At 62.9% G+C, this 26,232-nt stretch carries 26 protein-coding genes, 1 tRNA gene and 2 pseudogenes; 19 read left to right on the top strand and 10 right to left on the bottom strand.

The annotated features are described in order from the left end of the window. The first annotated feature begins 17 nt into the window (after positions 1-17). From NMB96_RS19850 to NMB96_RS19795, 12 genes are all read left to right on the top strand, one after another. Entirely contained in the window at positions 18-1,502 is a 1,485-nt protein-coding gene (locus NMB96_RS19850; RefSeq protein WP_043889285.1) for a lipopolysaccharide biosynthesis protein, read from the top strand. A gap of 64 nt (positions 1,503-1,566) precedes the next feature. Then, complete coding sequence (locus NMB96_RS19845) at positions 1,567-2,766, top strand: GumK N-terminal domain-containing glycosyltransferase (RefSeq protein ID WP_255085467.1); 1,200 nt, start codon at positions 1,567-1,569, stop codon at positions 2,764-2,766. 40 nt (positions 2,767-2,806) lie between these two features. Then, positions 2,807-3,601 carry a polysaccharide pyruvyl transferase family protein gene (locus NMB96_RS19840; RefSeq protein WP_255085466.1) on the top strand — a complete coding sequence of 265 codons (795 nt, stop codon included), beginning with the start codon at positions 2,807-2,809 and terminating at the stop codon, positions 3,599-3,601. 4 nt (positions 3,602-3,605) lie between these two features. Further along, positions 3,606-4,400: a WecB/TagA/CpsF family glycosyltransferase gene (locus NMB96_RS19835; RefSeq protein ID WP_255085465.1), complete on the top strand. Its 795-nt coding sequence runs from the start codon at positions 3,606-3,608 to the stop codon at positions 4,398-4,400. A gap of 34 nt (positions 4,401-4,434) precedes the next feature. Continuing rightward, positions 4,435-4,896, top strand: coding sequence for a cupin domain-containing protein (locus NMB96_RS19830; RefSeq protein WP_255085464.1), 462 nt, complete (start codon positions 4,435-4,437; stop codon positions 4,894-4,896). Between the two features lie 92 nt (positions 4,897-4,988). After that, on the top strand, positions 4,989-6,014 hold the full coding sequence (locus NMB96_RS19825) for a TraB/GumN family protein (RefSeq protein WP_255086994.1): 1,026 nt from the start codon (positions 4,989-4,991) through the stop codon (positions 6,012-6,014). Between the two features lie 114 nt (positions 6,015-6,128). Further along, complete coding sequence (locus tag NMB96_RS19820) at positions 6,129-7,160, top strand: 3-oxoacyl-[acyl-carrier-protein] synthase III C-terminal domain-containing protein (RefSeq protein WP_023904389.1); 1,032 nt, start codon at positions 6,129-6,131, stop codon at positions 7,158-7,160. A 35-nt stretch (positions 7,161-7,195) separates the two neighbouring features. Continuing rightward, the gene (locus NMB96_RS19815) at positions 7,196-8,044 is read left to right on the top strand and encodes an MBL fold metallo-hydrolase (RefSeq protein WP_255085463.1); all 849 of its coding nucleotides are present in this window, start codon (positions 7,196-7,198) and stop codon (positions 8,042-8,044) included. Further along, positions 8,041-9,000 (top strand): NAD-dependent epimerase/dehydratase family protein, encoded by a 960-nt coding sequence (locus NMB96_RS19810; protein WP_255085462.1) that lies wholly within the window; start codon positions 8,041-8,043, stop codon positions 8,998-9,000. The genes NMB96_RS19815 and NMB96_RS19810 overlap by 4 nt, the downstream gene beginning before the upstream one ends. Continuing rightward, positions 8,991-10,145, top strand: coding sequence for a glycosyltransferase family 21 protein (locus NMB96_RS19805; RefSeq protein ID WP_255085461.1), 1,155 nt, complete (start codon positions 8,991-8,993; stop codon positions 10,143-10,145). Before NMB96_RS19810 ends, NMB96_RS19805 begins: the two co-directional genes overlap by 10 nt. Beyond that, positions 10,135-10,755, top strand: a complete 621-nt coding sequence (locus NMB96_RS19800) for a hypothetical protein (protein ID WP_023904385.1) — start codon at positions 10,135-10,137, stop codon at positions 10,753-10,755. The genes NMB96_RS19805 and NMB96_RS19800 overlap by 11 nt, the downstream gene beginning before the upstream one ends. Beyond that, entirely contained in the window at positions 10,724-11,980 is a 1,257-nt protein-coding gene (locus NMB96_RS19795; protein WP_023904384.1) for a glycosyltransferase, read from the top strand. The genes NMB96_RS19800 and NMB96_RS19795 overlap by 32 nt, the downstream gene beginning before the upstream one ends. A 478-nt stretch (positions 11,981-12,458) precedes the next feature. On the opposite strand, the gene dxs is transcribed toward NMB96_RS19795, so the two are convergent. The 5 genes from dxs to NMB96_RS19770 all read right to left on the bottom strand — a co-directional run bounded on the left by dxs (position 12,459) and on the right by NMB96_RS19770 (position 18,386). Further along, positions 12,459-14,375 (bottom strand): 1-deoxy-D-xylulose-5-phosphate synthase, encoded by a 1,917-nt coding sequence (gene dxs / locus NMB96_RS19790; protein WP_255085460.1) that lies wholly within the window; start codon positions 14,373-14,375, stop codon positions 12,459-12,461. 346 nt (positions 14,376-14,721) lie between these two features. Beyond that, a complete protein-coding gene (locus tag NMB96_RS19785) occupies positions 14,722-15,378 on the bottom strand; it encodes an HNH endonuclease (protein ID WP_023904381.1) in 657 nt (218 codons plus the stop codon). Between the two features lie 49 nt (positions 15,379-15,427). Continuing rightward, a complete protein-coding gene (locus NMB96_RS19780) occupies positions 15,428-17,221 on the bottom strand; it encodes an acyl-CoA dehydrogenase C-terminal domain-containing protein (protein WP_255085459.1) in 1,794 nt (597 codons plus the stop codon). A 37-nt stretch (positions 17,222-17,258) separates the two neighbouring features. Next, positions 17,259-17,735, bottom strand: coding sequence for an LEA/WHy family protein (locus NMB96_RS19775; RefSeq protein ID WP_023904379.1), 477 nt, complete (start codon positions 17,733-17,735; stop codon positions 17,259-17,261). A gap of 114 nt (positions 17,736-17,849) precedes the next feature. Continuing rightward, positions 17,850-18,386, bottom strand: coding sequence for a lipocalin family protein (locus NMB96_RS19770; RefSeq protein WP_023904378.1), 537 nt, complete (start codon positions 18,384-18,386; stop codon positions 17,850-17,852). A 180-nt stretch (positions 18,387-18,566) separates the two neighbouring features. On the opposite strand from NMB96_RS19770, the gene NMB96_RS19765 reads away from it, so the two are divergent. Further along, positions 18,567-18,642 (top strand) — tRNA-Phe (locus tag NMB96_RS19765). Positions 18,643-18,926: 284 nt separating this feature from the next. On the opposite strand, the pseudogene NMB96_RS23625 reads toward NMB96_RS19765, so the two are convergent. Then, positions 18,927-19,190, bottom strand: a pseudogene (locus NMB96_RS23625) (tyrosine-type recombinase/integrase); the annotation flags it as partial. Positions 19,191-19,209: 19 nt separating this feature from the next. On the opposite strand from NMB96_RS23625, the pseudogene NMB96_RS19760 reads away from it, so the two are divergent. Next, positions 19,210-19,468 (top strand): annotated as a pseudogene (locus tag NMB96_RS19760) (DDE-type integrase/transposase/recombinase); the annotation flags it as partial. A 129-nt stretch (positions 19,469-19,597) separates the two neighbouring features. Here NMB96_RS19760 and NMB96_RS19755 read toward each other — a convergent pair. The 3 genes from NMB96_RS19755 to NMB96_RS19745 form a co-directional block, all read right to left on the bottom strand. Next, a protein-coding gene (locus NMB96_RS19755) for an IS5 family transposase (protein WP_095574585.1) occupies positions 19,598-20,361 on the bottom strand; the annotation gives its coding sequence in 2 pieces (ribosomal slippage) (positions 19,598-20,046 and positions 20,046-20,361; 765 coding nt in all). Positions 20,362-20,626: 265 nt separating this feature from the next. After that, positions 20,627-21,490: a nucleotidyl transferase AbiEii/AbiGii toxin family protein gene (locus NMB96_RS19750; protein ID WP_023904377.1), complete on the bottom strand. Its 864-nt coding sequence runs from the start codon at positions 21,488-21,490 to the stop codon at positions 20,627-20,629. Beyond that, complete coding sequence (locus NMB96_RS19745; RefSeq protein ID WP_023904376.1) at positions 21,487-22,092, bottom strand: type IV toxin-antitoxin system AbiEi family antitoxin domain-containing protein; 606 nt, start codon at positions 22,090-22,092, stop codon at positions 21,487-21,489. Before NMB96_RS19745 ends, NMB96_RS19750 begins: the two co-directional genes overlap by 4 nt. A 224-nt stretch (positions 22,093-22,316) precedes the next feature. On the opposite strand from NMB96_RS19745, the gene NMB96_RS19740 reads away from it, so the two are divergent. The 5 genes from NMB96_RS19740 to NMB96_RS19720 all read left to right on the top strand — a co-directional run bounded on the left by NMB96_RS19740 (position 22,317) and on the right by NMB96_RS19720 (position 25,062). Continuing rightward, the gene (locus NMB96_RS19740; RefSeq protein WP_023904375.1) at positions 22,317-22,973 is read left to right on the top strand and encodes a hypothetical protein; all 657 of its coding nucleotides are present in this window, start codon (positions 22,317-22,319) and stop codon (positions 22,971-22,973) included. Then, entirely contained in the window at positions 22,970-24,178 is a 1,209-nt protein-coding gene (locus tag NMB96_RS19735) for an XRE family transcriptional regulator (RefSeq protein WP_023904374.1), read from the top strand. The genes NMB96_RS19740 and NMB96_RS19735 overlap by 4 nt, the downstream gene beginning before the upstream one ends. A gap of 16 nt (positions 24,179-24,194) precedes the next feature. After that, positions 24,195-24,443, top strand: a complete 249-nt coding sequence (locus NMB96_RS19730; protein ID WP_023904373.1) for a hypothetical protein — start codon at positions 24,195-24,197, stop codon at positions 24,441-24,443. A gap of 20 nt (positions 24,444-24,463) precedes the next feature. Further along, positions 24,464-24,667, top strand: a complete 204-nt coding sequence (locus NMB96_RS19725; RefSeq protein WP_023904372.1) for a hypothetical protein — start codon at positions 24,464-24,466, stop codon at positions 24,665-24,667. A 128-nt stretch (positions 24,668-24,795) separates the two neighbouring features. Beyond that, positions 24,796-25,062, top strand: coding sequence for a hypothetical protein (locus NMB96_RS19720; RefSeq protein WP_043889283.1), 267 nt, complete (start codon positions 24,796-24,798; stop codon positions 25,060-25,062). Between the two features lie 115 nt (positions 25,063-25,177). On the opposite strand, the gene NMB96_RS19715 is transcribed toward NMB96_RS19720, so the two are convergent. After that, the gene (locus tag NMB96_RS19715; protein ID WP_183086603.1) at positions 25,178-26,158 is read right to left on the bottom strand and encodes an IS5 family transposase; all 981 of its coding nucleotides are present in this window, start codon (positions 26,156-26,158) and stop codon (positions 25,178-25,180) included. Positions 26,159-26,232: the final 74 nt, after the last annotated feature.

Raw genomic sequence — 26,232 nt, 5'->3', positions numbered from 1 at the left:
CCGCAGAGATCCCAACGATGACATCCCCCACGCCGCCCCCACCACGCAGCCTCGGTTCGCGTGCCGCCGGTGGCGCAGCGGTGACCATGATCGGCCAGTCCGCCAAGATGGTCGTGCAGTTCGGCGGCATCATTTTGCTGGCGCGGTTGCTGACGCCTTACGACTACGGCCTGATGGCGATGGTCACCGCGATCGTCGGTGCAGCCGAGATCCTGCGCGATTTCGGTCTGTCCGCCGCTGCCGTGCAAGCCAAGCATGTCAGCCGCGAACAACGCGACAACCTGTTCTGGATCAACAGCGGTATCGGCTTGTCGCTATCGGTGGTGGTGTATGCCTCTGCCCACCTGATCGCCAATTTCTACAAAGAGCCGGCGCTGGTGATGATCTCGCAGGCGCTGGCGGTGACCTTCCTGATCAACGGCATGACCACGCAGTACCGCGCGCATCTGAGCCGTGGCCTGCGCTTCGGGCAGGTGGCGTTGAGTGATGTCGGTTCGCAGGTGCTGGGCTTGGTTGCAGCTGTTGCTGCGGCGTTGCTCGGTTGGGGTTATTGGGCGCTGGTGGTGCAGCAGGTGGTGCAAGCCAGCGTCAATTTCTTGATCGCCGCGAGTTGCTCGCGCTGGTTGCCGCGCGGCTACCAGCGTGCAGCGCCGATGCGCGATTTCATGAGCTTCGGCTGGAATCTGATGGCCGCGCAGTTGTTGGGATATGCCAGCCGCAATGTCGGGCAGGTGATCATCGGTTGGCGGACCGGCCCGGATGCACTGGGCCTGTACAACCGCGCCTTTCAGTTGCTGATGATGCCGTTGAACCAGATCAACGCGCCGGCGACCAGCGTGGCGTTGCCGGTGCTGTCGCAGCTGCAGGACGACCGCGAACGCTTCAACGCTTTCCTGCTGCGTGGGCAAACGGTGATGGTGCACTTGATCTTTGCACTGTTTGCCTTTTCCTGTGCGCTGGCGATGCCGTTGATCGTGCTGGTACTTGGCGAGCAGTGGCGCGATGCGGTGCCGTTGTTTCAGGTGTTGACCCTGGGCGGAATTTTCCAGACCGCGTCCTACGCCACCTATTGGGTCTTCCTGTCCAAGGGATTGATGCGCCAGCAGCTGATTTACTCGCTGGTCGGGCGCATCGTGCTGATTGGCTGCATCTTTGCCGGCTCGCGTTGGGGGGCGATGGGTGTGGCGATCGGCTATTCGTTCGGGCTGCTATTGATCTGGCCGTTGTCGCTGGTCTGGATTGGCAAGATTTCCGACGCGCCAGTGCGCTCGCTGTTCACCAACGCCTTGCGCCCGATGGTGGCCTACGGCGTGGCCGGTGGCTGCGCGTACTACGCCTCCGTCGTGGCCGGTGGCCCGTTGTGGCAGCAACTTGCCGCTGGTGCAGGGGCGATGGCAGCCGTCTGTCTGCTGGCTCTGGCGATCTGGCCGGCGTTCCGCCGCGATGTGCTGTCCATCGTCAACATCCGCAAATTACTGACCCAGGCCAAGGCACGCCGATGAGATCGACACTGTCCTCGCCTGCGTTGGTGCATGCTCTTTTCCACTCATCCATAGGACACGGCCCATGAGCGACACACCCGCCGCTGCTTCCGGCATTGCCCGGCCTTGCTATCTGGTCTTGTCCGCACACGATTACCGCACGCCGCGCCGCGCCAATATCCATTTCATCACCGATCAACTGGCGTTGCGCGGGACGACGCGATTCTTCTCGCTGCGCTACAGCAGGCTCTCGCGCATGAAGGGCGACATGCGCCTGCCGCTGGACGAAACGGCGAACACTGTCGTCTCGCACAAGGGGGTCGACTGCTATCTATGGCGCACCACGGTGCATCCGTTCAATACGCGCCGCGCGTGGCTACGTGCGGTTGAGGATGCGATGTTTCGCTGGTATGCCGCGCATCCACCGCGTCAGTTGCTTGACTGGATGCGCGAGGCGGACGTGATCGTGTTCGAGAGCGGCATTGCAGTTGCTTTCATCGAGCTCGCCAAGCGTATCAATCCTGCGGCCAAGCTGGTCTATCGTGCATCCGATGCGTTGAGCACGATCAATGTCGCTTCCTACATCGAGCGCGAGTTCGACCGTGTTGCGCCAACGCTCGATGTGATCGCGCTGGTGTCGCCAGCGATGGCCGAGGAAGTGGCAAGCCGTGACAACGTCTATCACGTCGGCCATGGCGTGGATCACAACCTGGACCAGCTGGGCGACCCATCGCCGTATGGCGAGGGCATCCACGCGGTGGCAGTGGGCTCGATGTTGTTCGATCCGGAATTTTTCGTTGTCGCCAGCAAGGCCTTTCCGCACGTCACGTTCCATGTGATTGGCTCGGGCATGGGGCGTCATCCTGGTTACGGCGACAACGTGACGGTCTATGGCGAAATGAAACACGTCGAGACCATCGGCTACATCAAGCACGCCCGTTTCGGGATCGCGCCTTATGCATCCGAGCAGGTGCCGATCTATCTGGCCGACAGTTCGATGAAGCTGCTGCAGTACGATTTTTTCGGGCTGCCGGCAGTCTGCCCGAACGTCGTCGTCGGGCCCTATCAGTCGCGTTTCGGCTACACTCCGGGCGACGCTGATTCGATCATTGCGGCAATCGGGCTGGCATTGGAAGCACCGCACGTGCGCTATCGCCAGTGCCTGAATTGGTCCGATACCACCGATCGCGTGCTCAATCCCGGTGCGTATCCAGAGACCCGGTTGTACCCGTACAACACCGGCGCAGCCGCGCGCACCTCTGCGGAGGCTGCGCTCTCGCATTGATGCGGCGCGCTCATTCGTTTTTTAAAGGAGATCCCTCACGATGGCCAACGCTTTACTGCAGAAGTGGATAGAACATGCCGAACGTCGTGCATTGTTCTGGTGGCAGCCGAAAAACGCTGGCGTCAACATGGGGGATCACCTGTCCAAGGTGATCGTCTCTTGCGTGCTGTCCTTGCAGGACAAAACGTTGATTGAAAAGCGCGATCTCAGCAAGAAATTGATCGCGATCGGCTCGGTGCTGCACTTCGCCAAAGATGGCGACACCGTCTGGGGCAGTGGCATCAACGGCAAGATTCCGGCCGAACGCAACACCTTCAGTACGCTCGATGTGCGTGCAGTGCGTGGGCCGAAGACGCGCAAATTCTTGATGGAGCGCGGCATCACGGTGCCCGAGGTCTATGGCGACCCCGGTCTGCTGACGCCGATGTTCTTTCCCGCCGATGCGCTTGGCGCGGTAAACAAGCGTCCGTTCGCCATCGTTCCGCACTTCAACGAGCCGGTCGAAAAATACAGCGCGTATGCCGACCATCTGGTATTTCCCAACGTCAAGCCTGCGACCTTCATGAGCGCATTGCTGGGCGCCGAGTTGGTGATCAGCAGCTCGCTGCACGGGCTGATTCTGGCCGAGGCCTACGGGATCCCGGCGGTGTATCTGGACTGGGGCAACGGCGAAGACCGCTTCAAGTACGACGACTACTACAACGGCACCGGACGCACGCAGTGGCATTCGGGCAATAGCGTGGAAGAGTGTCTGGAACTGGGCGGCAATGGCGAGTTCGACCTGGCGAGTTTGCAGGCCGGATTGCTGGCCGCATTCCCTTACGACCTTTGGTGATTCGATGATGCAGGGCCAGCACGTGGATACGGAAACAACGACTGCCGGCAATGGCGCGCCACCCCAAGGCGTGGTGATTCCGCTTGGCGGGTTTCCGGTGTTGTCCACGACGCAAGAAGCCTTTGCGCTGGAGTTGTTCCATGCGCTGGCGGCGCAGCAGCGGCGCCGGGTGTTCTTTGCCAACACCAATTTCATCGTGCAATGCCAGGCGTTGCGCATGCGGATGCGCGAGCCCAGCGTGCGCATCGTCAATGACGGGATCGGCATGGATCTGGCCGCGCGGCTGATCCATGGCCGCCGCTTTGCCGGCAATCTCAATGGCACCGATCTGATTCCGTATCTGTGTCGCCACGCTGCGCATCCGCTCAAGTTCTTCCTGCTCGGCGGGCGCCCGGGCGTGGGCAAGACCGCGGCCGCCACGCTGACCGGCACGCTGGGGCAGCAGGTGGTGGGCATGTGCGATGGCTACGGCGAGTTTGCCGCGGCGGGCGAGGGCCTGGCCGAGCGCATCAACCGCTCCGGCGCCGATGTGCTGCTGGTGGCCTTCGGCAACCCCTTGCAGGAGCGCTGGATCCTCGATCACAGCCAGGCGCTGACGGTGCCGCTGGTGTTCGGTGTCGGCGCACTGCTGGACTTCCTGTCCGGTACCGCCAAGCGTGCGCCCGAGTGGGTGCAGCGTCTGCACATGGAATGGATGTATCGGCTGCTCCACGAGCCGCGCCGTCTGCTCAAGCGCTATAGCTGGGATCTGCTGGTGTTTTTCCGCACCTGTCTGCGCGCGGGCAAGCATCTGCCGTGATGCATGGCGGCGCGCGCTGTCTTAGCATGCAGGGATGCATCCAACCGCCGCTGACCTGATTCGCTCGCTCGACCTCGCCCCGCATCCGGAAGGAGGGCACTTCCGTCGTGTCTACGCGTCTGCTCGTCAGATCACCGATGGCGGGCACACGCGTCCCGCGCTGACCGCGATCCGCTTTCTGCTCAGTGCCGGCGAATGCAGCGCCTGGCACCGCGTGGACGCCGAGGAAAGCTGGCATTGGCAGCAAGGCGATGCGCTGGAGCTGCTGATTTACGATGAAGCCAGCGGGCAGTTGCAACGCCTGATCCTGGATGCGGCCGAGCGCGGTGCGCCGATGCACGTTGTGCCGGCCGGCTGCTGGCAGGCAGCACGCTCGCTTGGCGATTTCACCCTGGTGGGTTGCACGGTCTCGCCCGGGTTCGTGTGGGAAGGGTTCGCGCTGCTCGACGATGCCTCGCGGCTGGCCGCGCAGTTGGCAGCTCTGGTCCCGCGCTGAGCCACGGTTGCGCCTGCCATGCCGAACGCTTCCCTAACGCGGCGGTGGCGGGCTTGGCGTAATGTCCGCGTCTCACACAGGGGCGACATGTGATGCGAGGCAAGGGGGCAGTGTGGGGAGCGGGATTGATGCTGGTGTCGCTGCTGGCGGCGGCCAGCGATGGCGTAGGGCCGAAAGTCGCTGCGCCATCGTCATCGCCACCGGCGGTGGTCGATCTGGAAGCGATGGTGGTGCGCGGCGTGCAGCCCGGCCCTGGCTTGTGGAAGGTCAGCAAGGGCGATCACGTGTTGTGGATCCTGGGCACCTTGTCGCCATTGCCAAAGCGGTTGCAGTGGCAGTCCACGGAGGTGGAAACGATCATCGGGCAGTCGCAGCAGGTCCTGATGGCGCCGACCGTGCAGATCGATGCGGACATGGGATTTTTCGGCAAGCTGACCTTGCTGCCGTCCGCCATGAAGGCGATGAAGAACGAAGACGGCGGCGAACTACGCGAGGTGTTGCCGGCCGATCTGTATGCCCGCTGGAGCCTGGCCAAGGCACGCTATATCGGTGGCGATCGGGGTGTGGAGCGCAAGCGCCCGATGCTTGCCGCCGGTGAGTTGTATCAGGCCGCGATCAAGCGCTCTGGCCTTGCCCGTTCGCCGGTGATCTGGTCGGTGGTGGAGCATGCCGCCAAGCGCGCAGGTATCAAGCCGACACCTACGGCGCTGGACTACAAGATCAAGGACCCGCGCCAGGCCATCAAGGAATTCCGTGCCGGTGGCATGGACGATACCGCGTGCTTTCGCAGCATTCTGGTGACAGTGGAGCGCGATCTGCCCACGATGGTCGAGCGCGCCAACGCATGGTCGGTGGGCGATATCGAAGCGCTGCGCCAGCTGCCGCGCGAAGATCCGCAGGCCGCCTGCATGAGCGCGATGGCCAGCTCCGGTGCGGCCAGGGCGCGTGGTATCGACGATCTCGAACGCCGCATGCGCGAGCACTGGCTGAGCATCGCCACCACGGCGTTGCAGCGCAATCGCAGCACCTTCGCGGTGCTGCCGATCAGCCGGCTGACGGCGCCGGATGGATATCTCGCACGGCTGCAGGCGATGGGGTATGCGGTGGAGGCGCCGTAAGCGCAGCAGGTTCGATGGCCGCTCCTAAGGCTTGATCGGCCGCGCCATGGTCTTCTTCGTTTGAAGGCGATGCGCAGCGTGCGATCGATCGAGTCGGCCAACGCCAGCCACGTTATGCTGCGCGCCTTGTCCAATGAGACCTCCGCGTTGAACGCATTGCCGCTGCGCATTCTGGGCACCGGGCGCCATGTCCCCGCGACGGAGGTGACCTCGCAACAATTGGACGCGCGCTGGCAGTTGCCGGCGGGCACCACGTTCGCGCGCTCGGGTGTGGCCACGCGCCATTACGTGGGCGAGGGCGAGACCGCATCGTCGATGGGCGCCGCTGCCGCGACCCAGGCGCTGGCAAGCGCCGGCATCGAGGCCGGCGACATCGATTGCCTGATCTCGGCCTGCAGCGTCATGGAGCAGCCGATTCCCTGCCAGGCGGTATTGATCCAGCGCGCGCTTGGCCTGGGCGATTCGGGTATTCCCGCGTTCGACGTCAACGCGACCTGTCTGAGTTTTCTGGTGGCATTGGACATGGCCGCCAATGCGCTGGCGCTCGGGCGCTACCAGCGCGTATTGATCGTCTCCAGCGAGGTGGCATCGGGCGGGCTGGATGCATCGGCGCCGGCCACGGCCGGGTTGTTTGGCGATGGTGCGGCTGCAGTGATCGTGGGACGCAGCGCTGCGGAAGACGGCTCGGCATTGCTGTCCAGCCGCCTGTGCAGTTATGGCAGTGGCGCCGATCTTTGCCGCATTCGCGGCGGCGGCACGCGCTATCCGCGTGGCGAAGAAAATGCGCCCGATGCTGCGCGCACCTTCAGCATGGATGGACGCGGCGCCTACCGCTTCGCGGCGCGCTACCTGCCTACCTTCTGGGAGCAATTGCTGCGCGAGGCCGGCACCACCACAGACGCCTTGCGCTGCTTTGTGCCGCATCAGGCCTCCGGCGGCGGTCTGGATCATGTGGTGCAGGCCTTGGGGCTGCGCGCCGATCAGGTGATTCGCATCCTGCATGCCACCGGCAATCAGGTCGCCGCATCGTTGCCGCACGCCTTGCATCACGCGCGGATCGAGCAGCGCCTGCAGCGCGGCGATCTGTTCGCACTGCTCGGCACCGGCGCCGGGCTGGCGATCGGCGGCATGGTATTGCGGTACTAGGACGTGTACTTACTTCCCGAACAGGACTCGCACTGATGCCGCCGCGCGTGCAGCTGGAGTTGCTGCGCATCGGCCATTGCCGCCATTGCGAGCGCATGGTGCGTGCGGACGGGCACTGGCATGCGGTGGAGTTCCCGGCATTGAGCGTGCTGATTCGGCATCCGCAGCGTGGGGCGCTGCTGTACGACACCGGTTATGCCGCGCATTTCTTTCGCGCCACCGATCCCTGGCCCGAGCGCCTGTACCGCTTGACCACGCCGGTGAGCTTGCCCGCGCACGAAACGCTGGGCGCACAGTTGGCGCGTCGCGGCGTGCAGCTGGAGGAGATTGCCTGGTGCCTGATTTCGCACTTCCATGCTGACCATGTCGGCGGTCTGCGCGATCTGCCGAATGCGCGCTTCATCTGCTTGCGTGCGGATTATCAACAGCTGCGCAGTTGTTCGCGCCTTGGCGGCCTGCGCCGTGCCTTGTTGCCGCAGCTGCTGCCGGCCGATTTCGATCGACGGCTGCAGTTCGCCGAACAAGCGCCAGTGCGCGCGCTGACCGGTGCCTGGCAAGGGTTGGGTGAGGCCTACGATCTGTTCGAAGACAGCAGCGTGCTGGCGGTGCCGTTGCCCGGACACGTGCCTGGGCAGATGGGCCTGTGGTTACGCGATCAGCACGACCGCGAGGTGTTGCTGTGTGCCGACGCGGTGTGGTCGTCGGTGACGTGGGCAACGCTGCAATGGCCAGCATGGCCCACGCGGTTATTGATGGACGATTGGGCAGCGTTTCAACGCACCGTGCATCAGTTGCACGGGCTGTCGCAAGTGCATCCTGAGCTGGCGATCCTGCCTTCGCACTGCCAGCCCAGCCTTGACCGTTATCAACCGGAGTGGCGATGAGCCTGCGCATTCTCGTGACCGGCGCTTCCGGTTTTGTCGGTGGTTCGTTCCTGCGGCGTTTCCAGGACCAGCCGGGTGTGGAGATCCATGGCATCGGTCGCCGCGCCAGCGATCTACCCAACTACCATCGCATCGATCTGAGCCGGCCGTTCGCGCTGCAGTGGCAGCCGGATGTGGTAATTCATGCAGCGGCACTGGCATCGCCGTGGGGCACGCGCGCGCAATTCCAGCTGCATAACGTAGAGGCCACCGCCAACGTCATCGATTTCTGCACGCGCAATGGCTGCCCGCGTCTGCTGTATGTGTCGTCGAGTTCGGTGTTCTATCGCGAGGCGCATCAATACGACCTCACCGAGGACAGCCCGATCGGGCCGGCGTTCGTCAATACCTACGCGCAGACCAAATATCTGGGCGAAACCTTGCTCGATCACTATCCAGGCGAGAAATCCGTGTTGCGCCCACGCGCGGTCTTCGGGCCGGGAGATACGGTGCTGTTCCCGCGCGTGATCGCCGCTGCGCGCAAAGGCGCGTTGCCACGCTTTGTCGGCCAGACCCAGCCGGTGATCGGCGATCTGATCTATATCGATACGTTGTGCGATTACCTCTATCGCGCGGCCACCGCGCCGCGGTTGCAGCCGGCCTACAACCTCACCAATGCGCAGCCGGTGGATCTGCAGCAGTTGCTAATGGACTTGCTGACGCGCCTGCAGCTGCCGTTGCCGCAGCGCGAGGTACGTATCGCAACCGCGCTGCGCATGGCAAGCGTGGTGGAGGCGGCCTACCGCCTGCTGCGACTGCGCGGCGAACCGCCGATCACCCGCTTCGGTGTTGGCGCATTTGCCTACTCCAAGACCTTCGATCCACGACGCACGCTTGCCGATCTCGGGCAACCCAGCGTTGGCCTGGAAGAAGGTATCGAGGCGTTCGTACGTTGGCAGGCGGCGCAATGGACGTAGCCGCACTGGCGTTGGCAGCGGCCTATCTAGCGGTGCTGATGGTCAAGACGGCTGCGGTGCTGTGGGTCGTGCGCGGCGCACGCGCGCGGCCATCGAGCGATGCCGCTGCAACCCAGGCCGAGGTGGCGATATTGCAGCCCGTCCTCGGCGGCGACGCGCATCTGCAGCAGGTGCTTGCCGCCAACCTGCAAGCATTGCCGGATGCACACTTCATCTGGTTGCTGGATGCGGAGGATCGCGCAGGAAACACGGTGGCCGATACATTGGTGATGCTGTATCCGCAGCGACGCATCGAGCGTGTGCTGGTGCCTCCGGCGCCACCTGGCATCAATCCGAAAGCATGGAAGCTCGACTACGCGCTGCCGCATGTGCGCGCACCGATCAGCCTGATCCTCGACGACGATGCGCAGCTGAGCAACAGCGCGCTTGCCCGGTTGTTGCAGGATCTGACCCACGCCGATGTGGTCACTGCGCTGCCGTATTACCAGGACAGCGCAACGCTGGCTGGCCGCCTGTTGTCGCAGTTCGTCAACAACAATGCGGCGCTCACCTATCTGGGCTGGCTGCCGTTCGCCGCGCCGCTGACCATCAATGGCATGTGCTATGCCGCCCGCACCGAACAACTGCGCGCCTGGGGCGGTTTTGCCGCGTTGCTGGAGCAACTGACCGACGACCTGGCGTTCGCAACACTGGTGCGTGAGCGCGGTGGGCGAGTACGCCAATCCACCGCGCCGGTGGCCATGCGCACTGCGATACCTGATCTTGCGAGTTACATGCGTCAGATGCATCGGTGGATGCTGTTCGCGCTGATCCTGCTGCGCCGTCAGACGTTGCTCGTACGCAGCGCAATTTTCGTACTGCAGGGGCTGCCGCCGCTGTTGCTGACGGGCTTGCTGCTGTGTGTTTGCGTGCAGCCAACATGGCTGGCCATCGCATGTGCGCTGACTACGTTGCTGCTGCGTGCCTTGCTGCTGTGTCTGGTGCAATGGCGCGTCAGCGGAGCGATTCGTCACCGGCCATTGCTGTCGATTTGCGCCGAAGTTCTACAGCCGCTGCATCTACTGCATGCAGCTGTGGTGCGCACGATCCGCTGGCGCACGCGTCGTTACCGCGTATTGCCGGATGGGCGTTTCCATGCCGATTGACAGCGCTACGCTGCAAATCGCCTTCCTTACCGGGCAAAGCAATCCACAGCGCTGCGCATTGAGCATCGAACAGCAGCACTTCTTGCAGCAGCTGCAAGGCCAGGGCCGGCAACTGATCGACTGCAATTATCCGTATCGCCCCGATCGCGCTGCGCACCGGCGCACGCCGCTCTGGCGCGCCAGTCTCTCCAACGCGCGGCAGTACCTGGCAGCACGCGCCGCACGTATCGTGGACGCCGATCGCATGCGTGTCATGGCGCTATTGGAGCAGGCGCCGATCACGGTAGTGCTGGCTGGCAGCTGCGGCCTGCAGTTACTCACCGCGCTGCAGCTTCCGCAGGCACTGCGTACGCGTCTGGCAGTGTTCGCCTACGGTCCGGTCTGTAACGCACCTGCCTCGTTCGCACAGTTGCGCGTGTTGCAAGGGCAGCGCGATTGGATCTCGCGCGCGCTGTTCGGTGCTGCGATCGATCTGAGGCCCGCGTGCGGGCACATGAATTACTTGCGTAACGCGGCGGTGCTCGCCGATTGCCAGACGTTCATCGCGCGGCTCGAATACGCCGTGCAGGGGAGGGCAGATGCGCATCGATCTGATCGCACCGCCATATAGCGGGCACCTGCATCCGATCCTTGCGATCGCCCGTCAGCTGGCGCCGCATCACCAGGTGCAGGTCATCAGCACGCCAGCGGCGCAGGCGCGCATCCGTGCATGCGGGCTGAGCGCAGTCAGTGTGCTGGATGCGCAAGCCGATCGGCTGTTGCTGGAGATCGCCAACCCACCGCACGCGGTGGGCCACAACCCGTTGCGCTTGCGTCGACAACTGCACAATGCGCTTGGGTTGATGGCGCGGATGGGGGATGCGCTGAAAGCGCGCTGGCGCGAGCGCAGGCCGGACCTGGTGATCGTCGATTTCACCTTGCCCAGCGCAGGACTGGCGGCGCAGGCGATGGACATCGCGTGGTGGACCAGCATGCCGTCGCCGTGCGTGATCGAAACAGTCGACGGGCCTCCAGCGTATTTCGGCGGTCTGCTGCCGGCGACCACAGTAACGCAGCGGATCTGGCATGCGATCGCGCGGCGTTTGACGCGTGGATTCAAACGAAGCGTGCATGCCTGTTATCGGCGCCAGATGCATGCCTGCGGATTGCCGGCGATATATCGCAGCGATCGTAGCGAGGCGGTGTATTCGCCGCAGTGCATCCTGGCGTTGGGTCTGCCGTCGTTCGAGTTGGCGCAGCGCTGGCCTGCGGCGGTGCGCTTCGTCGGGCCGCAGTTGTGTACGCCGCCATCGGCAGTTGCGTCGCCTGAGTTCGTCGCTGGGCAGCGGCATGTGCTGGTGACGCTGGGCACGCATCTGCACTGGGTCAAACACCACATGGATGCGGTGCTGCGCGCGTTGGCGCCGCAGTTCCCGGAAGTGATCTTTCATTTCAGCGATGGCGATACCGCAGCGCCGCAGCAGCAGGCGCACGGCAACTATCAACGTCTGCCGTATGTCGACTATGCGCAGCACCTGCATCGCTACGCGCTGGTGGTGCACCACGGCGGCGCCGGCATTCTGTACGCCTGCCTCGCTGCCGGCTTGCCATCGATCGTGTATCCGCTGGACTACGACCAGTTCGACCACGCCGCACGCCTGCAGGTCGCCGGAGCAGCCTGGTGGTTGCGCGCGCTGGACGAATTGCCGGCACTGTTGCGCGAGGCGCTTGGCACGAGCGAGCTGCCGTCAGGCGTGCGTCGATTGCAAACGGAGCTGCACGCCATCGATGCGCAGGCACGCATCATGCGGTTGGTGAATACGTTTGCGCAGACCGGTGTGGTGCCGCAGGTCTGATGCGTCGCCACGCGAGATCGGTCGCGCATTGCGTCAGCGCAGCCGCGTCAACACGACGCTTGGGTCGCGGTTGATACGGGCAGGCGAATCTCCAATCGCCTGCCGGGACTGAACATCCAAGAGCGGCTCACAAAACTGCCAAGTGTGCGCAGCCGGCTGATCTGCAGCTTGGTTGCGGGGCCCTTGCCCGCCCACCATCGCGGGACCTTACGCGGCATCCATGCCGCGTAAGGTCCCGCGACGGTGGGCGGGCAAGGGCCAGTCGAGAGGGTCAGTGTGCATGGTTGCGGGCAGTGCGCGCGGCGCGACCGTCCGATGCGGTCATGCTCGGCTCCTGTCGATCCGAGCAATGGCATTGCCATTGCCGACATCGCTCCAGTGTCCAACGAGGGCGAGTGCGACCAGCACGTTGTCGCCCTCGATAAAGCGTTCGAGAGGTTTTGTTAGCCGCCCCAAGTCGCTCTAGCGATCGCAGGCCTCAGCCCGCAGCAGCATTCAACGAAGGCGTCTTGCTGACCATCAGCTGCGGCCAGCGCTTGAGCACCGCGGCGCGGATGCCGGCCTGGTCGATTCCGGCGTCGGCCAGCAGGTCTTCGCGGCTGGCGTGGTGCTGGAAACTGTCGGGCAGGCCCAGGTGCAGCATCGGCATGGTGATCGCTTCGGCATTGAGCAGCTCTGCCACACCGGAGCCGGCGCCACCGGCGACGACGTTGTCTTCGATGGTGACGAAGCCTTCGTGGCTCTTGGCCAGTTCCAGAAGCATGGCTTTGTCGAGCGGTTTGACGAAGCGCATGTTGACCACGGTCAGGCCGAGTTCGCGCCCGACCGCTTCTGCCGCATCCACGCTCGCGCCGAAGCCGAGCAGGGCGATGCGTGCGCCGTTATGGCGCAGCTGCGCCTTGCCGATCGGCAAGGTGGTGAGCGATGTGTCGAGCGCACTGCCTGGGCCTGTGCCACGCGGGTAGCGCACTGCTGCCGGGCCTTCGTAGCGCACGCCGGTGGTCAGCATCTGGCGGCACTCGGCTTCGTCTGCCGGCGCCATCACTACCATATGCGGCACGCAACGCAGGAAGCTCAGATCCAGATTGCCGGCGTGGGTGGCGCCATCGGGGCCGACCACGCCGCCGCGATCGATCGCAAACAGTACGTCCAGTTTCTGCACCGCCACGTCGTGCACCAGCTGGTCGTAACCGCGCTGCAGGAAGGTGGAGTAGATCGCCACCACCGGTTTTGCGCCCTGGGTCGCCATGCCGGCCGCTAACGTGACCGCATGTTGCTCGGCAATCGCCACGTCGAAATAGCGCTGCGGATACTCCTTGCTGAAACGCACCAGGCCCGAGCCTTCGCGCATTGCCGGAGTGATCACCAGCAGCGTTGGCTCGGCCGCGGCCATGTCGCAGACCCAGTCGCTGAAGACATCGGTATAGGTCGGCTTCTTGGCGCCGGCCTTGGCAATCAGCCCCTTGCTCGGATCGAACGGACCCACCGCGTGGTAGCCGATCTGGTCGCCTTCGGCCAGCTCGTAGCCCTTGCCCTTGGTGGTGATGACGTGCAGCAACTGCGGGCCCTTGAGCGTCTGCAAGGTCTTCAGTGCGCCAACCAGGCTGGGCAGATCGTGGCCGTCGATCGGGCCGGTGTAGTGGAAGCCCATTTCTTCGAACAACGTGGACGGCACGAACATGCCTTTCCAGTGTTCTTCCCAGCGCCGCACGAAGCGCGCGGTGGGGTTGTTCTTCTTGTCGCCGAGGATCTTCTTGCCGCCCTCGCGGATCGCGTTGAGCGTGCGGCTGCCGCTGGCACGGCCCAGCATCTTGGTCAGCCCGCCGACCGCTTCGGAGATCGACATGCGGTTGTCGTTGAGGATCACCAGCAGGTTCGGTTCCGGGTCCATGCCGCCGGCGTGATTGAGCGCCTCGTAGACCATGCCGGCAGTCATCGCGCCGTCGCCGATCACCGCCACCACCTTGCGCTCGTCGCCGTTGCGCTGCGCGGCGATCGCCATGCCCAGCGCGGCCGAGATCGAGGTCGACGAATGGCCGACGCCGAAGGTGTCGTAGATGCTTTCTTCGCGCTTGGGAAACGGCGCCACGCCGTCCTTCTGCTTGACCGTGTGGATCTGGTCGCGACGGCCGGTAAGGATCTTGTGCGGGTAGGTCTGATGGCCCACGTCCCACACCAGCTGATCGACCGGGGTCTGATACAGGTAGTGCAAGGCGACGGTGAGTTCGATCACACCCAGGCCAGCCGCGAAGTGCCCGCCGCTCTTGCCCACCGACTCGATGAGGTAGGAACGCAGTTCTTCGGCGATCGCCGTGAGCTCGGCCTCGTCGAAGCGACGCAGATCGTCGGGGGTCTGGATGCGCGACAGGCGCGGATAGCGGGTGGAATCGATCATCATCGTGTCAATGTTCTGAAGCCATATTGTCCTCCCCATGCGAAGGCCCGGCAAGCAAACCGGTTCAGCTGTCAGCGGGAAGTGATGGCTGCGCTCGCCGCCATTGCTGGCGGGCACGGTGAACGCCTGTACATGCGGCAATCTGCCGCACCCGGTTGGACGCGCAGATGCATGCTGGGCGTGCGAACGCCAGGCGCTGGGAGTTGGTGGCTGAAACGACAGTGCTGGTCAGCCGCACGATTTACTGCGTCATCGCACAGGCGTGGACCCAGGTCCACTTACTCGCTCTTGTTGAGCCCGAATACGTGCAAGCCCGTGCGATGTGCGCGGGGATGGATGACACGCGCTACAGCGACAGCTTGGAGCGCTTGGGCAACTGCGCGCGCAGGAACGCCATCTGATCGGAGAGGATATTGCGGTTGGAGAGGATCAGATGTTCGATCCAGCTCGGCCTATACGGCACCGCCAGCAGCGGCATATGCGCCTGCTGTGGCGTGCGGTTGGCCTTGCGCGAGTTGCACTGGAAGCAAGCAGTGACCACGTTCTCCCAGGTATCGCGACCGCCCTTGGACACCGGCATGACATGGTCGCGGGTCAGTTGCGGGCGGCTGAAGTGCTGGCCGCAATACAGGCACAGCTGCGCATCGCGTGCGAACAACGCGGTGTTGCTGAGCGTGGGGGTCGGGTCCAGTGCGCGCGAGCGTGCGTGACCACGCGCGGCGATGATGGGATGCAATTCCAGCACGCTGCGCTCGCCGGTCAGCCGCGAGATGCCGCCATGGATTTGCATGCACGGTTCGCCCAGCGTCCAGGAGACCGCGCCGCGTGCGTACAGACAGGCGGCGTCTTGCCAGTTGATCCAGTCCAGCACCCGGCCATGCGCATCGAGCGAGAGCAGGCGCAATGCGGGAAGTTGCTGAAACGCAGCGACAGAGCTGCCCGCGACCGGGGCATCGAAGCCGCCGGGGACGATCACACCACGTGCGTGAGTGTCTGTCTCCATCGGGAAAACAGCTTATACCCGATCGTTGACAGTTTGTGTATCGCAGCGATCAGCCTTCGCCGAACAGCTCCGCTTCCAGCGTCATCAAGGGGACGGCGCCGCTGCGGATGGTGGCGGCATGGGTCAGCGTGCGTGGCAGCACGCGCGCGAAGTAGAAGCGTGCGGTCTCGCGCTTGGCGCGTTTGAAGTCCTCGCTGTGCGCGGAGGCATCGGCAGCGGCCACGCTGCGCGCCCACCAGTAGGCCAGCACCACGTAGCCGGAATAGAACAGATAGTCGTAGCTGGCGGCGCCGAGTTCGTCGGGGTTGCGGGCGGCGCGATCGAGCACGTCGCGGGTCAGCATCGCCCACTCGCTGGCGTTGTCGCGCAGCGGCTTGATGAACTCGGCCAGCGCCGCATTGCCTTGCTGGGCATTGGCGAAGGTTTCCACATCGGCCAGGAACAGCTTCAAGCCCGCAGCCTGGCTGGCGGCAGTCTTGCGGCCGATCAGGTCCAGCGCCTGGATGCCGGTGGTGCCTTCGTAGATGGTGGTGATGCGGGCGTCGCGGGCCAGTTGCTCCATGCCGTATTCGCGGATGTAGCCATGGCCACCGAAGCACTGCAGCGCGTGGTAGGTGTTCTCGATCGACCACTCGGTCTGGCAGGCCTTGGAGATCGGGGTGAGGAAGCTCACCAGGGTCTCGGCATCGGCGCGTTTCTGTTCGGTGGCGCCGTGGTGGCTGATGTCGACCAGGCTGGCCGCGTGCAGCGCCAGCAGGCGGCTGCCTTCGGTCAGCGACTTAATGGTGAGCAGCATGCGGCGTACGTCCGGGTGCACGATGATCGGGTCGGCCGGCTTGTCGGGGAACTTGGCACCGCTGAGCGCGCGCGATTGCAGACGCTCGCGGCTGTAACGCAGCGCATTTTGATACGCGCGCTCGGACAGGCCGATGCCCTGCAGGCCCACGCTCAGGCGCGCGGTATTCATCATCGTAAACATCGCCTGCAAGCCCTTGTGCGGCTGGCCGACCAGATAGCCTTGCGCGCCTTCGAAGTTCATCACGCAGGTCACCGAGCCCTTGATGCCCATCTTGTGCTCGATCGAGCCGCAATGCAGCGCGTTGCGCTCGCCCACGGTGCCGTCGCGGTCCACCTTGAATTTGGGGGTGACAAACAGCGAGATGCCCTTGGCGCCCGCCGGTGCATCGGGCAGTTTGGCCAGTACCAGATGCACGATGTTGTCGGTGAGGTCGTGCTCGCCGGCGGTGATGAAGATCTTGGTGCCGGTGATGGCGTAGCTGCCGTCGGCGTTGGGTTCGGCACGGGTCTTGAGCAGGCCCAGGTCGGTGCCGCAATGCGGCTCGGTCAGGCACATGGTGCCGGTCCAGCGGCCGTCGATCAGCGGCTTGAGAAAGACGTCCTGCTGCCAGGTTTCGCCGTGCTGACGCAGCGCTTCCATCGCGCCGTGCGAGAGTAGCGGGAAGTTGCCCCAGGCCAGGTTGGCGGCGTTGATCATCTCGCTCAACGGCACGCCCAGCGTATGCGGCATGCCTTGACCACCGAACTGCGTCTCGGCGGTGAGCCCGTTCCAGCCGCCTTCGACGAATTGGTCGTAGGCCGCGCGGAAGCCGGGCGGGGTGGTCACCGCGTGGGTGCTCTTGTCGAACGCACAGCCGATCTCGTCGCCGATGCTGTTGAGCGGCGCCAGCACCTGCGAGGTGAAGCGACCGGCTTCTTCGAGCACGGCGTCGATGATGTCGGTGCTGGCATCGGTGTAACCGAGCCGGGCGAACAGGGCTTGCGCACCGAGTACGTCGTGCAGGGCAAAGCGGAAATCTGTCAGCGGGGCGGTGTAGCTGCTCATGCGGAGTCCTTCAAACGAGTGCGGGAAGGCGTGCGCGTCAGCGCAGCACGCCGTTGAGGCCGGGGGCCGGGCTGAGCGTATTGCGCGATTCGACGGTGAAATCGCGCTGCTTCTTGTCCTGCGGGGTCGCCCATACCGTGCCCTTGAGCGTGTACGGCAGCGAGCGCCCGCTGGCGAGCACGTCGGCGACGGTGAGGCGGCCCAGCGAGGTCGGCTGCAGGGTGACAGTCACCACGTCGGCGGTCTCCGGGCCGATCGAAATACCCACGGCCTGGTCGAGCTTGCCGGCCAGCTGGTCGCCGGCGGAGATCTCCAGCGCCACGCGCTCGAACTGCATCGGGATGCTGCTGTAGTTTTGCAGCCGCAGGTCCACCGACCAGGCGCCATCTGGGCGCACGGTCAGCTGCTGGATGCGGGCGGCCGGCTCGGAGACGCGGCGCACCGCGCCGCCGCAGGCGCTCAGCAGCAGGGCGCAGGTCAGCGACACAATCACAAGGCGATAGGCACGACGCATGTACTCGGATCCTTGGCTGGGTAAGGCGGCGCCAAGAATACTACGCAGTACGGTTGCTGCCTTGCTGCCTTGCTGCGTGCACGGTGCAGAGGGCGTGCGGTCACAGCGCTGCACTCACAGCAATGGCGCCGCCACGATCAGCGGCGACAGGTCGTAGCCCATCTGCGTGGCTTGGCGTTTGAGCTGTTCAAACTGCGCGCGCTGCATCTGTGGCGAGCGCGACAGGATCCACAGGTACTTGCGATCCGGCTCGCCGACCACCGCCCATTGATAGTCCGGGTCGAGCGCGATCACCCAATAGTCGGCCCACACCAGCGGCAGCCAGCTCAGCCATTCCGGAGCGAAGCGCACCTGCAACTGGCCGGGGTGCCCGGCGACCGGCCGCGCCACACCCTCGGCCTGGGTCAGGGCGCCATCGGCGGTGCGGCAGCCGTTGCGCACGCCGATCAAGCCATCGTCGCGCAAGGTGTAGCTGGCGGTGATATCGCTGCGGCACTTCTTCTGGAACGACACCGGCAGGTGCGCGATCTCGTGCCACTGCCCGGCGTACCGGGAGATGTCCAGCTGCGGCACCGCGCGTATCGGCTGTTGGGCAACAGCGGTCAATGGCAGCAGCAAAGCGAACGACAGCAGCAGGCGGGGCAGGCGCATGACAATCTCCTCGGGACGCGCGCAGGCTAGGCCATGCCACCCGCCGCGCGGCGTGAACCGGCGCAAGAAACCCGGCTGCCGGCACCGGCCCGCAACAAAGTTGCGTGCAAGGCTTGCCCAAACTGCGCCTGCTCGCTATGATGCGCGTCCTCGCAACGCAGGCATCGCGTTGCAGGTAGTGGCCGAGTAGCTCAGTTGGTAGAGCAGGGGATTGAAAATCCCCGTGTCGGCGGTTCGATTCCGTCCTCGGCCACCATTTCTAAGCGTTGCAGCGCGGGCACTCGCCCCTTTCAGCCGCTGCTGATCCAACAGCCTTCCAATTGATGTGATCCGATTTTGCACCAGTTGCCAAAGTCGGTAAACGTGCTGCGTCGATCGCCAGATGTTCCGGCTACAAGTGAGCGTAGCGCAAGACGGATTGGTACGAGCGCCAGCCGCCCAACTCAATGAGCGATCGCAGCGACGTGCCGGCATGACGTGCCAGCTTGCCAATGTGTGCCGAAGGTCGTGCCAACGCAATGGCGCGATGCGCGCGCGCCGCTGTGCCGCTTTGAAGCCGTGGTTGTTGCCACGGTCGTACGGCTCGCCTTCGTCGTTCGGAAATACCCAGCGCGGGTGCTTGCCCTTTTGTGTTGCCAACACGGCCATTGCCTGGTCGTTGAGCGGTGAACCGATTGCGCGCTTCGCCTTTACCTGGCTGCCTGCCACCCACGCTACCTTGCGGTGCAGATCGATTCGGCTCCATTCCAACCGAAGAACGTTCTGCTTGCGCCAGCCGGTAGCCAGGGCAAAGAGGTAGGGCGCGCTAGCGTTCCGCCAGCACTGGTCCGGGTTCGTGTAAGCGGCCTTTATGATCGACGCGTACGCACGGCGGATCATGGGCTGGAATGTCTCGCCGACTGCGCATACGGATTTCGTGGTAAACGCAATGGAGCAGGCGTTGCATGCGCGGCGCCCAAACCGAATGCAGTCTGATCGACCACTCTAACTGCGGCGCGCAGTACGTTTCGATCCGCTACACCGAGAGGCTGGGCGAAGCAGGGATTGAGCCGTCGGTGGGCAGCGTGGGCGATAGCTACGAGCGCGAAGCCTGCACTTGGGGTGCAACGCGCCGGCCGAGACGATTAAAGACCGGGGTGATACACCAACGTTCGTAGCGTAATCGCCAGGACGTGGAATTGACCACGCTGGATTGGGTGGACTAGGGCCTGTTAACACATCCGAAGCCCATCAACGACTAGGACGAAGCTGAGGAATCCAAGGAACATGACATCTAGCTTCTCGAAGCGCGAGAAAATCCGGCGGTAGCCTTTCAAGCGACGGAACAGTCTCTCTACTTCGTTGCGCCGCTTGTACATCTCCCGGTTGTATTCCCAAGGCTCGACCCGATTGGATTTCGGTGGAACCACCGGAACGAAGCCAAGATCGAGCGCCAACTGGCGGGTTTCGTTGCCTTCATAAGCACGGTCCATCAACAAATGAATCGGCCGCTCCACTGGCCCGAGGTGTTCAAGCAACGCGCGGCCTGCAGGTGCGTCATGCACGTTGCCAGGCGTCAATCCAAAGGTGATGGCTGTTCGAGCATCTGCGGCAACCATATGAATCTTGGTGTTCCATCCACCGCGGGACTTGCCGACGGCCTGCGGGCCGTTTTTTTTAATGCACCCGTGCCATCGGGATGGACCTTGACGCTGGTGGAGTCCAGCGAGACTGCTTCGATTTTGATGCGCACGATCTGGGACTTCTGCAATTGGGCGAACATCCGGTCCAGCACACCCGCCTTGGCCCAACGGTTCATGCGTGTGTAGACCGTATGCCAGTTGCCAAAGCGCTTGGGTAGGCCGCGCCATTTGCAGCCATGCTCGGCAACGTAAAGGATGGCGTTGACCACTTGCAGGTTGGTCATGCTGACATTGCCGCGCTGCGCCGGCAGGCAGTGTTCGATCAGAGAAAATTGTGCTGGCGTGATCTCCATGCTCAATAGTTTAATCGCTCGGGCCATTAGTGTTAACAGGCCCTAGTACAACCGCAGACGCTTATTGGCGCGCATCGGGGACATTCCTCCAGCAGCAGCCGAAGAGACTCACTATCGACAACAAGCCGGTTATGCTGAAGCAGCGTGACTGAAACAAAACAGCCTCCTAACTTCTCGGGGCGGTTCAGTCTCGATGCAAAGTCCGTATGGAGAACGCCACTAACTGTGGCGAAGGGCGTAAAGCTGCTGCCCTATGAAGGGATGTTCAACGAGCGACGGTGTTCAACGCGGGTGTCAATGCCACGCTCAGGCGGCCAACGATGGCGTGCAAGGGTTCTTGCGGGAGTTCGTTCTTCTTGAGAAATGCCAGCCACAGCGCCTGGCGCGAAGCGTCGTGCGCAAACTCGTCCGTCAAACCGACTGGCAACGCGTCAGGAACCACCATACCCCGTCTTTCGAATGTGGCGTTGATCGCTTGGGCCAGCAGATCAGTGTCCAGAGTTTCTCGTTTCAACAGCACCGACAGATCGAAGTAGTCCTTCAGGCGGCTGTTGGTCATGCCCAGCAATGCGATTGCGTGGAGCTTTTCCGCGACGACGGTGTACGTTGGGTAGGCCCGCAGCCGTGGCGCGGGCATTTCCTCCAGCAGGACTGGGTAGACCGAATCAACAGGCGCCGGGGTGACGGCGTCGCCGAAGCCGACATCGATTTGGGTCTTGCAGCGAGCTCTGGCCAGATCGCCCGCAATCATCACGCGAACCCCGCCGTAGCCAGCTTCCTTGCGGATCTCCTCGACCGTGACGGATGCTGGGTCGAACACGATGCCGTCGTCGACCGGCACAGCTGCGATGTCCCAAAATACTTGGGCCACTGACTCCAGATCACTTGCCCCGAAACCCAACAGATCGGCGTCGCGTGTGGCCCGGTGTGGCATGTCGTACCAGAGCGTGAACAGCAGCGCACCTTTGAGCAGAAAACGGTCCGCGTGCGGCGACTTGGTCAGCCGATAAAGAATGCGCTCCAAGGCAAAGCGCACCAACACCTGATTGAAATCGACGCCTTGCGCCTTGGCGACATTGAGTAGACGCGCTCGGACGGACGCCGCGACATTTGGGGTGGCCGCACTCATCCGACGCTCTCCAGGTAGGGGCGCATCACGTTGGCCACGCGACATATCTTGGCGAAACGCCAGATGTCGTCGACGGATGCCTTGTTGCGCGCCCGGGCGTCCTTCAGCGCCTCCAGCGCCACATCCAGCCCGATCTTGTTGCGGTGCTTGAAGCAGTCCGCCACAGTCTTGGCTGCGCTGTACACCCGGAGCCTGACGCCGTCACGTTCGACTTCGTCAATTCCTGCCGAGTAGGCATCACCCGTGAACTGCACCAATTTGACGGGCGGGTAGTCGACACGGGGCGGGTGGCTGCCACGAGGCATGGCGATCCAGATCTGACGCGGCAGCTCCGTGGTCAGCTCATGAAACTGCAGCGCTGTAAGTAGGCAGAACACCGCTTGGGGTGCCTTGGTTGCAATGGTGCCCAGACTCTCAAATTCCGAAATCTGTGCATCCGGCAGGCGGTACAGGCCACGCCCTACCTTCTCCAGTAGACCCGCAGCGGTCATACGCGTCAGAACGACGCGGGGCGCACTGATGGCTTCCAGATCGCTGGCACGCAGTAGCCCTTTCTGGCTGGCCAGATCGAGGACGCGCTGATTGTGGGTACTGGAGAGCATGAGAGGATTATGTTCCGTTATTTCGTCGAATAAAAATTATGGAGGACAAAACGAAACATTCAACCCACGTTCTCCTGATAAAAGGTGCTGGCAGACGATCCGCTGGGCACGCTACAAATCGGGGATATCATGGCTTCAATCGCAGCATCATCCAAACGAAAACCTTTTAAGCGAAATTAATATAAGATAGAATCCTTTTTAGCGAAATCCGAGGACGGTTGTCGATGGCCCAGCCTAACCAAGAAACGATCCACGACCTGCTTGTGAGGAATATTCCGCGTGAGCTTGTTATGGGCCTCGAAGAGGCCAATCTGGTCGGCGCTCAACGTGCCTATGCTGCAGCGCGAGGGATGGACGACGGGCACTTGCCTAGCGTGGTGGGGCAGTTACGCCACTTCCATATAAACGAGTCCTTCCATCGCGCACTCGCCGTTGCAGACGCATCTCCTTCACCGCTACGCGGCAATCAGATCGTCACAGGCCGGTCGGGGATATTCACCTTGGCACGGTTCAATACCAAGTATGGGGTCTGGAATAGCGGGCGGCGTAGCGAAACCCGAAAACAGATGTCCCTGGCGAACGCAGCCATCGAGCCACTGGTTCAACCCGGACTCTTTTCAGGCTACGTGGAGCCATCCCAAGCGGTCGTGTTCGTTGTGGCCTGCTTTGCAGGATCGTTGTGCAGCCAGCCGGACACACCTGTCTCCATCGAAATCGCGGTCCCAGATCGCCACATGCAAGACTGGCTTTTCCGGGAATCCATTGACGCATTTATCAAGCGCTACGACCAGCAGCCGTCAGCAGGTCAGGACGATTTGGCTGTGCCGAAGCTGAAGAAGAACATTGGCAAACAACAAGACAAAGACGGAACAGGATCATGAGCAGGGGCGGTGTACAAGGATTTCAGAAAGACCGACTTAGCCAAATTCTTGCGGCCCGTCGTCTGACTCAAGTCCAGCTGGCCTCAATGGTCGATGTGTCTCCGGCGACCATTAGTAAGTGGCGCGCAGGAACGCAAGCGCCCGAGCGTGACGCGCTTGAACGCCTTGCTGGCGTGGTCAACGTTACGCCTGAATGGTTTACGCGTACGCCTGGTGCGAAGTTGTCGTTGCCGCTTTTTCGCAGCAACGCGTCAGCGCACGTCGCTGCACGAGCCATGCTGGAGGCCCGCCTCGAGTGGGCCCAAGACGTGGCGGCTGCCCTGATGGAGTACGTTGACTACCCCGATGTCAATTTACCCTCTCGCGATTACACCGATCCAGAAGAGATCACTAACGAGGACATCGAGAAGGCTGCCAGCGAATGCCGGGATCTGTGGCGCTTGGGCCGTTCGGCGATTCAAGACTTGGCGCTCGCAGTGGAAGGCGCAGGGGTGATTGTCGTGAGGGAAGAAACCGGCATCGCTCAGATCGAAGGGCTGTCGGCATGGAGTGAAGCATTGGGGCGACCGCTCATCCTGTTGTCCGCCGACAAAAACAATGGGTACCGCAGTCGCTTCGATCTTGCCCACGAGGTCGGGCATCTAATCCTGCATCGTTACATTCAGCGCACGACAGACAACGCGCGCCATAAAATGATGGAAGCACAGGCACACCGTTTCGCAGGCGCTTTTTTGCTACCCGCTGAAACGTTCGCCAGCGAAGTTCGCGTGCCACCGACTCTGGATGACCTGTTGCTGCTGAAGCGCCGTTGGGGCGTGTCGGCCGCGGCGATCATCATGCGGCTCAAGGCACTTGAGATGCTGGATGAAGATGGTGCTCTGATGCTTTTCAAGCGTCGCTCTGCCCGGTGGGGCGCGAAATCAGAACCCGGAGACGAGGATCGTCGACCAGAGCAGCCACGTTTGCTTCGTCGCACCATCGATCTGTTGGTTGAAGAGAAGGTCATGCCTTTGGAAGCCATCCCGAGGCATATCGGACTGGCTGCGGGCGACGTGGAAGCACTCGCAGGATTGCCCGAAGGCTACTTCCAGGGCAAAACCAATGTCGTGGAGTTTGCGCGACTCAAAGCAACCCAGAAGCAGGTTGAAGGCCAACCAGCCCAAGGCAACAAGGTGGTGCCATTCCGGCCCCTCTCCAAATCCTGATGTGAAAGGAGCAGCGATGTCCAAGAACACAAAGCAGACGTCCTCACGAGTTGGTCGGCTGGCGTCTGAAACGCTGCAAAGCAGCAGTTCGTCGCAAGTGGCCAAGAGCCTGGCCGCCTCCGCACTGTCTCAGCGCAGCGGCGACAAACAGACCGGTGCCCAGATGGAAGATAAGGCTGCACGCGTTTTAGCCAGCGACCGGTACGCCAAAGAGACGAAAGAACTGGCGGCTTCGGTTCTGTCCCAAGCCAACAAGCAGCGCTGATCCAGGGTGTCGAGTCCCTCTTGTCACAGGATCTGAGCGACTCGCGCCTGAAGTATCTCTGGCGTCAGGGAAAAATTCTGGTCATCTTTAAGCGCAATAAGCCACTTCCGGTTCTGGCGCGCATTCCGTTCGCCGAAGGAAACATAGAGGGGCTGCGGGATGACCGGCGCTTGACGCCCGATTGGTGTGCGCAGTTCAAGCCCTGGGAAATTCGACTGCTCTGATGTGATCACGTGTCGACGCAGACTAGCGCGTTTGTTCGGTATGATTAGGCGTCTGCGCAGATCTTTCGTTTGCGCGATGCAATCTATTTCCACGTGATCTTCAACTGCGCGTGGCGATACTTGCGCGCATGACGCACAAGACACTTCGACGCACGTTGATTCATGGCTATTGCGGTGAGTTCCGCGTGGAGACGTTGGAAAGCCAGGCGCCTGGCGCGACGTTGTGGCTCTCGACCGCGTTCGTCTACCACCGCGACCGCGCGTCGCCAGTGGCCACGATCGAGGGCGCCGGGCAGGGCGAGTATCGCGGCGATGCGCGTGAGCAGGCGCTGCGCGTCGGCTCCTGCCTGGCGGAGTTTCTGGATCCGAAGGAATACCGGGTTCGCGAGACCTAGGGATGGTCTGATCAACGGCATCGGAGGATGAGCCTAACCACATCGACCAGGCTGACGGCGCTCAGATCCTCGATTTTTTTGCCGTTTCCGGCGCGTTTGCAGGGTGTTGCCCGGGTTACAGGCGCACGCTCCCCATCGTCGGCAGTAACTGCTTTCGCTTCATCCACAGGTTCGATAGCGCAAACAAGGTCAGCACCTGCGCGGTGTTCTTGGCCAGGCCGCGATAGCGGACCTTGGTGTAGCCGAACTGGCGCTTGATCACCCGGAATGGATGCTCCACCTTCGCGCGCACGCTGGCCTTGAAGTGTTCCCAACGTCTTTCCCGAGCACGCTCGCGTTTGTTGCCGAGGGCTTGCATCGTCGAGGGCCTGGCGGCGATGAAGAATGCAGCCTTGCAGGCCTGCAGTTCTTCGCGTTTGTCCGCACCGGTGTAGCCGCTATCGCCGAACACGCTGTCTTCTTTGCCATGCAGCAACGTGTGCATCACCGTGACATCGGCGACGTTGGCGGCTGTGCAATGGACGTGGTGCACCAACCCGGAAAATTCATCCACGCCGATGTGCGCCTTCATCCCGAAATACCACTGATTGCCCTTCTTGGTCTGATGCATCTCAGGGTCGCGCGCGTTGTCGGCATTCTTGGTCGAACTGGGCGCCGCGATCAGCGTCGCATCGACGATCGTGCCCGACCGCAGGCTCTGGCCCTTGCGCGCCAGATGCGCGTTGACCGCTTCCAGCATCCGCGCGGCAAGGCCATGGGTCTCCAGCAGGCGCCGAAAGTTGAGAATCGTGGTCTCGTCCGGAACGTTGTCCAAGCCACCGAGCTGGGCAAACCGCCGCAAGGTCGGGATCTCGTGCAGTGCTTCTTCCATCGCCGGATCGCTCAGCGCATACCACTGCTGCAGCAGATGAATCCGCAACATCGTCGCCAGTGCGTACGGCTGCCGACCTGGCCGGCCCGATACCGGATAGTGCGGCGCGATCAGACCGAGCAGTTGCTGCCACGGAACCACCTGCTCCATCTCGGCCAGAAAGATCTCGCGCCGGGTCTGCTTGCGCTTGCCCAGGCCCTCAGCGTCACCGAACGTCAGTTGCATGGATCACTCCTCAACATCAGGCGGGTAGTGTCGCGTATCTGTGGTGCGTTGTTCAGAGGTTCCCTAGCGCCGCC

It is taken from the genome of Xanthomonas hortorum (genome assembly GCF_024339125.1).
Lineage (GTDB): Bacteria > Pseudomonadota > Gammaproteobacteria > Xanthomonadales > Xanthomonadaceae > Xanthomonas > Xanthomonas hortorum.
Note: the sequence above shows the minus strand (reverse complement) of the source record. Positions and strands in the feature narration are given on the sequence as shown.